Raw genomic sequence first — 11,963 nt, forward strand, 5'->3', positions numbered from 1 at the left:
TCCTGCCGGAACTGGGCAGCGGACCCAAATTTCAAAAGTTTTTGGTGAAGCTTTTTTCAAAAAGCTTCGAAAGCGCCGCCCTTTCAGGAAAAGGCGCTCCCCCGGACCGTTCATCATTATTGAAAAAGACTACGCGTGGGCCCAGGTGTCGCCAGCCTGTATCGCCCGCCCGTCATCGCGCAGCTTTTCCAGATGCGCCCGCAGGTTCAGCAACGCCGCGCGGCGCAGGCCGGGGCGCAGGCGGTGATAGGCCGCATCGACAATCTGTTCCGCCGTGCGCGGCTGTGCCGACAGCAGTGCCGCGATGCTTTCATGCCGTGACAGGCGGTGTTCGATCAGGCCACGCATGCAGGTTTCGGGCTGTTCGATGACCGGCCCATGCGCCGAAAGCAGCAGGCGCGGCCCGCGTTGCAGCAGGCGTTCCATGCTGTCGAGGAACATCTGCACCGACCCGTGGGGGGCAGGGGGGACAAGCGTCGTGGACCATCCCATGACATGGTCGCCCGTCAGGATGATGCCATCCGTGGTTTCCAGGCAGATGTGATCCGCCGCATGGCCGGGTGTGTACAGCACCCGCAGGCCCGCGACGAGGTCGAGGTCATGCAGCCCGACATCGGGCGTGAAGGTGGGTTCGGCGCTGCGGTGCCACGCATGGATGGGTGCGCCGGTGCGCCGTGACAGTGGCGCGGCCCCGTCGAGGTGGTCGTGATGGGTATGCGTCAGGAGGATATGCGTCAGCACCCGGCCATTCAGGGCGCGCTCCACCGCGTCGAGGTGCGCGTCATCCGCCACGCCGGGATCAATGACGGCGCATCCCCCGCCTGCATGGTCGACAATCCATGTGTTGGTGCCGTTGCCGGTCATCGGGCCGGGATTGCCGGCCACCACGCGGCGGATGGCGGGCGTGGCCGTGATCGCCACGCCATAGGGCGGTGGCGCCTCCACCACGCGCCAGTCATAGCGCGACATGGGTCAGCCAAAGGCCCCGACATGGTGCATCACCCCTGTGCTGATTTCGCGGATCAGCGAGAACAGGCGCTGCATCGGTTCGAAAATCTCCGTGTATTCGCGCATGTAGGTGCCTTCGTCGCGCGGGCCATGCGGTTCATGGAAATCAAGGTCGAAGCTGCGGTCGGCATGATAGGGGAAGATCTTTTCAAGCTCCCTGAGCACGTCGGGAATCTCGAGGCACAGGACCTTCGCCGTCAGCACGTCGCGGGTGAAGGCGTTGCGCGGCGCGAAATACGGGATGCGGGTGGACAGTAGCCAGATCTGCTCGATCACGGCGATGCGGATGGCATGCAGCAGCATTTCGTCGGCCTCCATCCTCGGTGCGCTGGACCATGCGTTGCGCAGGGCCAGATGGTCGGATTGCAGGCGGCGGAACATGGATTGCGTGCAGGCCCAGAAATCCAGCCGTTCCAGCCCGTGCATCAGCGTCAGGCAGGCCTCCTGCTGCTTCGGGTCGTGATGGGAGGTCGCGCGTTGCAGCCACATGTCCGGGTCCAGCAGGCGGATGACACCGCGCAGGACGCCATCGCTGGAATGGGCCAGCGCATGGGCCGCGAAATCCAGTGCGCGGCGGAAACGCGGACTGTCGCTGAGGTAGCGTTCGAACGTATCGGGATGGCGCGCGGCGGCCGTGCCCAGTCCCTGCAATGTGTTCGCGCACCAGCCCAACTGCTGCAGGATGGCGTTGTTGGGAATGGCGCGCAGCTGGCTGGGATGGCGGATGCGCGTGGTGATGGCGGCCGCGTCGCTCTGCCGTGCGGAGGGGCGCGATCCTGTCTTGTCGATCAGCGACGGCCCGAACGCGCCCAGCAGCGCGGCATAGCCCGGGTCCTCCACCAGTCCCGTCATGCCCCGCGCGATGGCGGAGAAGAAATCGGCGGAGAAATCAGGCTCGTCATAGACCGGGTCCTCGTCGATGGAGGTCGCGGCAAACGCATGTTCGGCAATCACGCTGACGGTCGCGTCCGCCAGTGGCTGCGTCCCGAACAGCAGGTAGCCATCCCCGCCCTGGAACGCCGTCTCCTCGCGCAGGCGGATGCCGGCCTGCAGGAAGCGCATGCGGGCATGCGGGGGGGAGAGGTAGTCGAAACGGTCCGCCAGGCTGTAGGGGTGCGCGCCGCGCCCGATGCTCTCGCCATGGGTGTCGAACAGGATCACCTCCACGAAGGCGAGGTCCCATTGCCGCAGCAGGTCGCAGACCTTCAGCCGCAGCCGCTCGATCAGGTAGGTCGCGGCCAGCTGCCCCACATAGCGCCCCGAATCCGAGAAACCGAACTGCAGGCTGAGCTTGCGCGTGCGCTGCAGGTAGGCGCGCCAGTGCGGCGAATGCAGGGCCTCCTCGATCAGGTGCTCGCCCTGTTCCAGCGCGTCCTGGGTCTCGAACAGGGGGGAGATCTCGATCATGTCCTCCACCCCCAGCAGGCGCGCCAGCCACAGCGCCGTCAGCAGGGTGTAGCCGGTTTCCGTCTCCGCGATCAGGAAGCGGATGGGGGTGGTGCGGTCGATATGGTGCAGGATCTGGCGCACCGTCATCATCAGCCGCCCCGCCGTGGACTGTTCCACCAGCAGGGAGCCGAAATCGATGTCGATGGGCTGCGTCGTGTCCAGCGCCTCGTCCATGCGGGCGATCAGGGCGCGGCGCTGCGCATGGATGTCGGGATTGTCGGTAATGCCCAGGCGCTGGCGCGCGGCATTGTGCAGCTGCGTGGAATTGAGCCGCACATGCGTATGTGCGGCCGACAGCCCGTGGGCCATGAAGCCCGCGCGCGCGACCGCCAGCGTCATCTTGTCATCGGGGGTGGCGGCGTCGATCGCCTCGGCAAAGGTGGGGGCGAGGTCGTTGCTGCTGGTCAGGGCATCGCCGCGGCGGCCGATCAGGACGGCGGCGAAATCGGCCACGGCCTGCGGGTCGGCGCTGCCGGGGCAGGCGGCGATCTGTGCTTCCACCGCCTCGATGGCGCGGGTGATGCGTTCCTGCAGGTCGTTGGGAATGGAGGTGGCAGGCGCGATCTGCGCGCCCAGCCGCGTCAGCTGCATGTGTTTCATGCGCAGCCGCAGCCGCAGCGTATCCCACCAGCCGATGTCGGTGCGGCCGTCCGTGTCGTACCCGACCCAGCTGGTCATGATGATCGGACGCGGCGCCAGCGTGGCCCACAGCTGCGGCCAGTGGGCCCGCGCCTCTGTCAGGAGGATGCGCGTCAGGCGGTCCAGCGCATTGCGCCCGCGCAGGATCGCCTGCGTCGCCAGCGTGAACTCCTCGTCCAGCGTCGGTGGCGCCGCGCGGCGGTGCGTCAGGAAGGCCGGGACATCGGCCGGGGGCTGCTGCGGGTTCTGCGTCGCCATGTCGGCAAGGCATTCATAGACCGGGTTGGCCAGCGCGAAGGTGGGATGGGCGGTGAACACGGCGGCAAAGCGGCTGCGTTCGGTCGCCGCGCGGAAACGGGCGATGGGCACCGGGCTGTCATTGGGGTCGGGCTGCATGATGCGGCGCGCCACGTCGCGCATGCGCTGTTCGATGACCGCGTCATCCACGCCGCCGACATAGGCGGCGATATGGCAGGCGCGCCGGGCGAAGGCGGCATCGCGCAGGCGGCGCACCCATTCCTCCAGCGCGTCGATCGACAGGCCATCCCTGTCGATCTGCCGCCCGATGCTGCGTGCCAGCGTCATGACCGGGTTGTCGGAAAGGGCGGGGATCGCCACAAGTTCGCGGGCCTGCTGCTGCAGCATGTCTGTCGCATGAGGGGCAGAGGCCTGAGACATCAGAGGGTCCTGTCGTAAAGATTGCATGATGCCCCCAACGTCCCATGTTCGCCGCCGCTTCGCAATCGCCACGGGGTTGTGTTCACGTGTATTTGGAGGTTCCCGGCCACGGCGTATTGGGTCCGGAGACACATAATGGTATCAAAAGGTTCATGAACAACATTCCACAAGCCGACAGGGACGCCTGGCGCGTCCTGCAGCGTTACAAATGGTCGGCAACCGGGCTGTTGGTCGGGATGGCGGGCCTGACGGTCGCGGGCTATGCCCTGCCGGCATCGGGGGTGATGGCCGACCATGCGTGGCTGGATGTCCTGCGCTCCGGGGCGAAGGCGGGGGTGGTCGGCGGGCTTGCGGACTGGTTCGCGGTCACGGCCCTGTTCCGCCGCCCCATGGGCCTGCCCATCCCGCATACCGCCATCCTGCCCGCGCAGCAGGAACGCCTGGCGCAGGCGCTCGGGCGGTTCGTCTCCACCAACGTGTTTACCGAACAGGACGTGGCAAAGGCGATGCAGCGCATCGACCTGCCCAGCGTGATTGGCGACATCCTGCGCGATCCCGAAACCGTGTCCACCGTGAACCGCGCGGTCATCGGCGCGGTGCCGCACATGCTGGACCGGCTGGAGGACGGGCGGGCCAGCAACGCGATCTCCCGCCTGGTGCCCAGCCTGCTGGGGGGGGAGGAAATCGCCCCGATCATGATCCGCAGCATGCGCGCCCTGGTCGACGGGGACCGCCACCAGGAGGTGCTGTCCTTCCTGCTCATGCGGCTCAAGGACGGGCTGAAGTCCAAGGAGCAGTCGCTGCGCCAGATGATCGAGGAGCGCGTGCGCGAACAGGGCGGGCGCATCCTTGGCTGGGCCATCGGCGGGTCCATCGCCACCAAGGTCCTGACCGCCGCGAGCGAGGAGCTTGACCGGATCGACCCGCAGAATTCCGAACTGCGCGAAGGCTTCACCACCTGGGTCCGCGCGGAAATCGACCGGATCGAGCAGGACCCCGAACGCCGCCGCGACCTGAGCGGCACGATCAAGGGGGTCCTGTCGCACGACAGCATCCGTGGATGGAGCGGCGATATCTGGCACCGCCTGCGGCAGGTGATCGAAAGCGACATCGCAAAGGGGGAGGAAGGGTGGACCGCGTCGATCGTGCGCGATGCGCTGCACCGCCTGTCGGAGCAGATGTACCACGACGCGCCGATGCGCCAGCGCGTCAATGACGCGGCCCAGCGCATGGTCAACAGCAGCCTGCCGTTCCTGCGCGACAGCATGTCACGTTTTATTGCTTCGGTCGTTGCCGGGTGGGACGCGAACGCCCTGAGCGACCGGCTCGAACTGCGTGTGGGGCGCGATCTCCAGTATGTACGCTTCAACGGGACGCTGGTCGGGTTTCTGGCCGGATGTGGCCTGTCCGTGCTACTTCAGCTTATATTCGGCACCGGCATCGGATAGGAAAGCATCATGATGTGGCAAATGAACTTGACGAACCGCGACAGGTGTCTCATCTGGAACTGAGTAAATCAGTACCAGTCTGGTCCATTTAGTGTTGGACGTGGCGGGTACGGGAGAGCAGAATGCTGAAACTTTCAAAACTGACCGATTACGCCGTCGTGGCCCTGGTCCGTCTTGGACAGAAAGAGGACGTGACGACCTCTCCCGTGCTGTCGCGCTCCACCGGCATCCCGGAACCGACCATCGCCAAGGTGCTCAAGGTGCTGGCCGCGCAGGGGATCGTCATTTCGCAGCGTGGCGCGCGCGGGGGCTACCGCCTTGCGCGCCCACTGTCGGAGATTTCGGTCGCGGCCGTGATCCAGGCGATCGACGGGCCGATTTCCCTGACGACCTGCGTCGATGGCGGGGAATGCGATGCGCGTTCGAAATGCGGGCTGGTGGGACAGTGGGATGCGGTCAACGGCGCGATCCTGCAGGCGCTGTCGTCCATTTCATTGTCCGACATGCAGAACCATACAGTGACATCCCGGCGAGGCCCCGATGCCCCGTCCGCGGCCCTCGGCCCCCTGGCCACGGCCTGAAGGAGGAGTGAAGACACATGCCAGCAGTTGCCGAGACCCGCAAGACCGTCGAGACACTGGGCCAGAACACCTATAAATGGGGGTTCGAGACCGATATCGAGATGGATATCGCGCCAAAGGGCCTCAACGAAGACATCATCCGCCTGATCTCCACCCGCAAGAACGAGCCGGAGTGGATGCTGGAATGGCGGCTGAAGGCCTATCATTCATGGCTGGAAATGGCGGAGCCGACATGGGCGAAGGTCCATCACCCGCCCATCGATTACCAGGACGTGCATTACTACGCCGCGCCGAAGAAGAAGCCGGGCCCGAAATCCCTTGAGGAAGTCGATCCCGAACTGCTGCGCACCTATGAGAAGCTGGGCATCCCCCTGCATGAACAGGCGCTGCTGGCCGGCGTGGAACTGCCCGAAGGGGAGGAGGCGCGTCCCCCCGTCGCGGTGGACGCCGTGTTCGACAGCGTGTCGGTCGCGACCACCTTCCGCAAGACCCTGTCCGAAGCGGGCGTGATCTTCTGCCCCATTTCGGAGGCCGTGCAGGAACATCCCGAACTGGTGCGCAAATACCTCGGCAGTGTCGTGCCGGTGACGGACAATTTCTATGCCGCGCTGAATGCCGCCGTCTTTACCGACGGGTCGTTCGTGTTCGTGCCCAGGGGCGTGCGCTGCCCGATGGAGCTTTCGACCTATTTCCGCATCAACGCCCGCAACACCGGGCAGTTCGAGCGCACCCTGATCGTGGTGGAGGACGGGGCGTCCGTCTCCTATCTGGAGGGCTGCACCGCGCCGATGCGTGACGAGAACCAGCTGCACGCCGCCGTGGTCGAGCTTGTGGCGATGGAAGATGCGTCGATCAAGTATTCCACGGTCCAGAACTGGTATCCAGGGGACGAGAACGGGCGCGGCGGCATCTACAACTTCGTGACCAAGCGCGGGGCGTGCCGTGGCGCGCGCTCCAAGATTTCGTGGACGCAGGTGGAAACCGGCTCCGCCATCACATGGAAATACCCGTCATGTATCCTTCAGGGCGAAGGTTCGGTCGGGGAGTTCTATTCCGTGGCGGTGACGAACAACCACCAGCAGGCCGATACGGGCACGAAGATGATCCATATCGGGCGCAACACGCGTTCGACCATCATCGCCAAGACCATCAGCGCGGGACAGTCCGACAGCACCTATCGCGGGCTGGTGCGCATGATGCCCAAGGCATCGGGCGGGCGCAATTTCACGCAGTGCGACAGCCTGCTGATCGGTGATCGCTGCGGGGCGCATACCGTGCCCTATATCGAAAGCCGCAACATGTCCGCCAGTATCGAACATGAAGCGACCACATCCAAGATTTCCGAGGACCAGCTGTTCTACTGCCGGCAGCGCGGCCTGTCGGAAGAAGACGCCGTCGGCCTGATCGTCAACGGGTTCTGCAAGGATGTGCTCAAGGAACTGCCGATGGAATTCGCCGTGGAAGCGCAGAAGCTTCTGCAGATCAGCCTTGAAGGCAGCGTCGGTTGAACAGGGATTAGAGACGTGAGTAACGAATTTGTAAGGATCGACGGCCTGTGCGCCCGTATTTCGGATGCCGGGACGCCCAAGGAAATCCTGCGCGGTGTCGATCTGGAAATCCCCGCGGGCGAGGTCCATGCCATCATGGGGCCGAACGGGTCGGGCAAGTCCACCCTGTCCTATGTCCTCGCCGGGCGGGAGGATTACGAGGTCACGGGCGGGAGCGCGTCGTTCAAGGGACAGGACCTGCTGGCGCTGGAGCCGGAGGAGCGCGCGGCCCTTGGCCTGTTCCTCGCGTTCCAGTCCCCGGTGGAGCTGCCGGGCGTGAACAACGCCAATTTCCTGCGCACCGCCGTCAACGCCGTGCGCCGCGCCCGCGGGCAGGAGGAGCTTGACGCGGTCGGCTTCCTCAAGGCCGTGCGCAAGGAGACGAAGCACCTGTCCATGTCCGACGACATGCTCAAGCGCAACGTCAATGTCGGCTTCTCCGGCGGGGAGAAGAAGCGCAACGAGGTGCTGCAGATGCGCATGCTCCAGCCGTCCTTCGCCATCCTTGACGAAACCGACAGCGGGCTGGACATCGACGCGCTGCGCATCGTGGCCGAGGGCGTGAATTCCCTGCGTTCGCCCGATTTCTCGGCGCTTGTCATCACCCATCACCAGCGCCTGCTCGACTACATCGTGCCGGACCGCATCCACGTCATGGCCAAGGGGCGCATCATCCACAGCGGCGGCCCCGAACTGGCCCGCGAACTGGAGGCCCAGGGTTACGCCAAGTTCCTTGCGGAGGCGGCGTGAACGCCATCGCCCCGGTCGGGATCAGTGCCAGCGCCTTCCTCGGCCGGGGAAAAGGGGACCTGCCCGAACGCCATGCGGCGGCGGCGTTCCTGACGCAGGCGGGCCTGCCGCGCGCGGGCGTGGAGGCATGGAAATACACCTCGCTTCGCACGCTGGCGGACGTGCCGTTCGCAGCACCGCCTGCGCAGGTGGATGCGGCAGAGGTCGCGCGCCTGCTGGCGACGGTGGAAACCGTCTCCGGCCTTGGCGCGGGGACAGCGCGCATCGTGCTGGTCAACGGGCGGCCTGATACGGCGCTGTCGCGGCTGCCGCAGGGCGTGCGGGTGGAGGCGTTCGCCGCCCATCCCGCCTTTGCCGACTGGATCGACCCGTGTGGCGACGTGGGCACCGCGCTCAACACCGTCATGGCGGAAGATGGCGCGGTCATCCATGTGGATGCAGGCGTGGATGCTGGCGCTCTGCTGCTGGTCAGCATCGGGGTCGGCACGGAAGGGACGCCCATTTCCTTTCATCCGCGCCATCGCATCTCCCTTGGCGCGGGCGCGCGCCTTGCGGTGCTGGAGGCGGCGACCGGGGTTGGCCATTACCTGCACAACCCGGTGTTCGAGGTGCAGGTGGCCGATGGCGCGCGCCTGACCCATGCCCGCCTGCAGGCCGAGGGGCAGGAGGCGTCGCAGATTGCCGTGACCCATGCGCAGGTGGCGTCCGACGGGCTGTATGACAGTTTCAACCTGACGCTTGGCGCGGCGCTGAGCCGGCATGAGGTGCATGCCGCCCTGCTGGGTGAGCGGGCCTGCGTGCATGTCAACGGCGCGCAACTGCTGTCCGGCCGGCAGCATGGCGACCTGAGCAGCGTCATCACCCATGCGGCGCCGAACTGCGTGTCACGCCAGACGGTCAAGAACGTGCTGGCGGACCATGCGCGCGGCGTGTTTCAGGGCAAGATCCATGTGGAGCGCATCGCCCAGAAGACCGATGGCTACCAGATGAACCAGGCGCTCCTGCTTTCGGACACGGCGGAAATCGATGCCAAGCCCGAGCTTGAGATCTATGCCGATGACGTCAAGTGCAGCCATGGCGCGACGGTTGGCGCGATCGATCCGGACCAGCTTTTCTACCTGCGCAGCCGTGGCATCGCGCTGGCGGATGCGCGGTCGATGCTGATCCGCGCCTTCCTGCATGACGTGGTGCATCTGCTGGAGGATACGCGCCTGCGCGACAGCCTCGACCTTGCGGTCGAGGCATGGTGGAACCAGAGGAACGCGTGATGGACAGGACCCTCGTACAGACGGTGGACCCGGCGGATGCCCTGCGGCACCTGCGGGCCGATTTCCCCATCCTGTCGCAGCAGGTGCATGGCAAGCCGCTCGTCTTCCTCGACAGTGCGGCATCGGCGCAGAAGCCGCGCCAGGTCATCGATGCGATGGCCGACACGATGCGCACGCAGTATGCGAACATCCATCGTGGCCTGTACTGGATGAGCGAACGCACGACCGAGGCGTACGAGGCCGTCCGTGACCAGGTCGCGGCCTTCATCAATGCCCTGGGGCGCGAGGAAATCGTGTTTACCCGCAACAGCACGGAGGCCATCAACCTCGTCGCGCAGTCCTATGGCTCGCTGCTGAAGCCGGGGCAGGTGGTCGTGATTTCCGAAATGGAGCATCACGCCAACCTTGTCCCGTGGCAGATGCTGCGGGATCGCGCCGGGATCGAACTGCGCGTCGCCGCCGTGACCGACAGTGGCGAACTGGACATGGAGTCCCTGTCGCGCACGCTTGCCGATGGCAGGGTCGCGCTGGTGGCGATCACCCACATGTCCAACGTGCTGGGCACCATCACCGACGCGCGCGCCATTGCGGACATGGCGCATGCGGCGGGGGCGCGCGTGCTGTTCGATGGCAGCCAGCTTGCGGTGCACCGGCGCGTGGACGTGCAGGCGCTGGGGGCCGATTTCTATGTCGTGACCGGGCACAAGCTGTACGGGCCGACCGGCATCGGCTTTTTGTGGGCGCGGCGTGAACTGCTGGAGGCGATGCCGCCCTTCATGGGGGGCGGGGACATGATTTCCTCCGTTACGTTCGAGAAATCGACATGGGCCCCGGTCCCGCACAAGTTCGAGGCCGGAACGCCCGCCATCGTGGAGGTCATCGGCCTTGGCGCGGCGCTGTCCTATATCGACGCCATCGGGTTCGAGGCGATCGGCGCGCATGAGGCCGCGCTGACGGACCATGCGCTGGGGCGTCTTGCGGATGTTACGGGCCTGAACCTTGTCGGTACGGCGCGCGAACGGGGTGGCGTCATTTCCTTTACGATGGATGACGTCCATCCTCATGACATTGCGACGCTGCTGGACCGTAACGGGATCGCCGTGCGGGCGGGTCATCACTGTGCCGAACCGCTGATGCGCCGGATGGGGCTGAGTGCCACGGCGCGGGCGAGCTTCGGGATATATACCACGCGGGAGGAAATCGATTTCCTTGCGCAGACCCTTGAACAGATTCGCAAGTTCTTTGTGTGAGGGTGCGATGGGGCCGGGGGTTCAATGACGCAGGGGGATCTTTACCGTCGTCTGGTTGTCGAACGTGCCCGCGCGCCCATGTTTGGTGGGCAGGTGGCGGATGCGCAGGCGCAGGGCGAGGGGACGAACCCGCTCTGTGGCGACCGTGTGCGCCTGACGGCGTCCATGACGCCGGAGGGACGCATTGCCGCCGTGCGCCATGAAACCCGTGGTTGCGCCATCTGCGCGGCGTCGGCGGACCTGATGGCCGAACATGTTACCGGGCATGATGCCGCACAGGTGGCGGAACTGGGCACCGTGTTCGAGACCATGCTGAAGACCGGGGAGCCTGCCGAAGGGGCAGGGGACCTCGCGGTATTTGCTCCCCTGCACCAGCATCGTTCGCGCATCCGCTGCGCGACCCTGCCGTGGACCGCACTGACCGCCATGCTGAATGATTTGAAAGACAGGTAAAGCGTCATGGAAGTGAAATCCGACGATACGCGATCCGCCCCGCAACAGCAGGAGGCGAAGGAAGCGGCCTCTTTCTCCCTGGAGGAAGGGCATGCCCCCGCGCAGGAGGGTGACGTCATGTCCGTCTGGACCCCTGATGGCGCGCAGCCTGTCGCCCCTGCCGCCGGTGGCATGGCGTCGGAAGACGCGGTGATCGAGGCGATCGCGACGGTTTACGACCCGGAAATCCCGGTCAATATCTATGAACTGGGGCTGATTTACGCCATCGACCTGCATGATGACGGCACCGTCAAGATTGAAATGACGCTGACGGCCCCCAACTGTCCCAGTGCACAGGAACTTCCGGCACAGGTGAAGGAAGCGGTCGAAAAGATCGACAGGGTCAGCACCGCCACGGTCGAGATCGTGTGGGAACCGCCATGGGACATGTCGCGCATGAGCGAGGATGCCCGCCTGACCCTGAACATGTTCTGATCCACGGGGAATACAGCCATGACAACGCATACCGATGCCGCAGCCTCCACCACGCCGCCCGCGCGCCGCGAACTGCCGCCGCTGATGACCCTGACGGAGCGTGCTGCAAAACGCCTTGCCTCGCTTTACGCCAATGCCCATGCCGGGCAGTTGCTGCGGATTTCCATTTCAACCAAGGGCTGTTCGGGCCATGCCTATGACATGTCCTTCGTGGAGGAGGCCGGGCCGGGGGACGAAGTGGTTCGCGACCATGGCGTGACCGTGCTGGTGGACCGCAAGGCGACGCTGTTCCTGATCGGTTCGGTGATGGATTATGAGGTCAAGCAGCTTGAATCCGGCTTCACCTTTTCCAATCCCAATGAAAAGGGCCGCTGTGGCTGCGGCGAAAGCTTCCACGTCTGAACAACCAGGCAAAGAA

The 11,963-nt window shown here is 65.4% G+C and carries 11 protein-coding genes; 9 read left to right on the forward strand and 2 right to left on the reverse strand.

The features are described 5' to 3' along the window. Nucleotides 1-129: 129 nt before the first annotated feature. Both KMAL_RS02675 and KMAL_RS02680 read right to left on the reverse strand, forming a co-directional pair. Entirely contained in the window at nt 130-969 is an 840-nt protein-coding gene (locus KMAL_RS02675) for an MBL fold metallo-hydrolase (protein WP_110094225.1), read from the reverse strand. A 3-nt stretch (nt 970-972) separates the two neighbouring features. After that, a complete protein-coding gene (locus KMAL_RS02680; protein WP_110094226.1) occupies nt 973-3,774 on the reverse strand; it encodes a phosphoenolpyruvate carboxylase in 2,802 nt (933 codons plus the stop codon). A gap of 152 nt (nt 3,775-3,926) precedes the next feature. Here KMAL_RS02680 and KMAL_RS02685 point away from each other — a divergent pair, with 152 nt between their 5' ends. The 9 genes from KMAL_RS02685 to KMAL_RS02725 all read left to right on the forward strand — a co-directional run bounded on the left by KMAL_RS02685 (nt 3,927) and on the right by KMAL_RS02725 (nt 11,947). Continuing rightward, on the forward strand, nt 3,927-5,222 hold the full coding sequence (locus KMAL_RS02685; protein WP_110094227.1) for a DUF445 domain-containing protein: 1,296 nt from the start codon (nt 3,927-3,929) through the stop codon (nt 5,220-5,222). A gap of 122 nt (nt 5,223-5,344) precedes the next feature. Next, complete coding sequence (locus KMAL_RS02690) at nt 5,345-5,803, forward strand: SUF system Fe-S cluster assembly regulator (protein ID WP_110094228.1); 459 nt, start codon at nt 5,345-5,347, stop codon at nt 5,801-5,803. A gap of 17 nt (nt 5,804-5,820) precedes the next feature. Beyond that, nucleotides 5,821-7,311, forward strand: a complete 1,491-nt coding sequence (gene sufB, locus KMAL_RS02695) for a Fe-S cluster assembly protein SufB (RefSeq protein WP_110094229.1) — start codon at nt 5,821-5,823, stop codon at nt 7,309-7,311. Between the two features lie 15 nt (nt 7,312-7,326). Continuing rightward, complete coding sequence (sufC, locus tag KMAL_RS02700) at nt 7,327-8,100, forward strand: Fe-S cluster assembly ATPase SufC (RefSeq protein ID WP_110094230.1); 774 nt, start codon at nt 7,327-7,329, stop codon at nt 8,098-8,100. Then, nucleotides 8,097-9,368: a Fe-S cluster assembly protein SufD gene (gene sufD, locus KMAL_RS02705; protein WP_110094231.1), complete on the forward strand. Its 1,272-nt coding sequence runs from the start codon at nt 8,097-8,099 to the stop codon at nt 9,366-9,368. Before sufC ends, sufD begins: the two co-directional genes overlap by 4 nt. Continuing rightward, entirely contained in the window at nt 9,368-10,618 is a 1,251-nt protein-coding gene (locus KMAL_RS02710) for an aminotransferase class V-fold PLP-dependent enzyme (protein WP_110094232.1), read from the forward strand. Before sufD ends, KMAL_RS02710 begins: the two co-directional genes overlap by 1 nt. Before the next feature lie 24 nt (nt 10,619-10,642). Next, nucleotides 10,643-11,071, forward strand: coding sequence for a Fe-S cluster assembly sulfur transfer protein SufU (sufU, locus tag KMAL_RS02715; protein WP_110094233.1), 429 nt, complete (start codon nt 10,643-10,645; stop codon nt 11,069-11,071). A gap of 6 nt (nt 11,072-11,077) precedes the next feature. Continuing rightward, complete coding sequence (locus tag KMAL_RS02720; protein ID WP_110094234.1) at nt 11,078-11,545, forward strand: SUF system Fe-S cluster assembly protein; 468 nt, start codon at nt 11,078-11,080, stop codon at nt 11,543-11,545. Nucleotides 11,546-11,563: 18 nt separating this feature from the next. Beyond that, on the forward strand, nt 11,564-11,947 hold the full coding sequence (locus KMAL_RS02725; RefSeq protein ID WP_110094235.1) for a HesB/IscA family protein: 384 nt from the start codon (nt 11,564-11,566) through the stop codon (nt 11,945-11,947). The last annotated feature ends 16 nt before the right edge of the window (nt 11,948-11,963 follow it).

This window comes from Novacetimonas maltaceti (assembly GCF_002906255.1).
GTDB classification, from domain to species: Bacteria; Pseudomonadota; Alphaproteobacteria; order Acetobacterales; family Acetobacteraceae; genus Novacetimonas; species Novacetimonas maltaceti.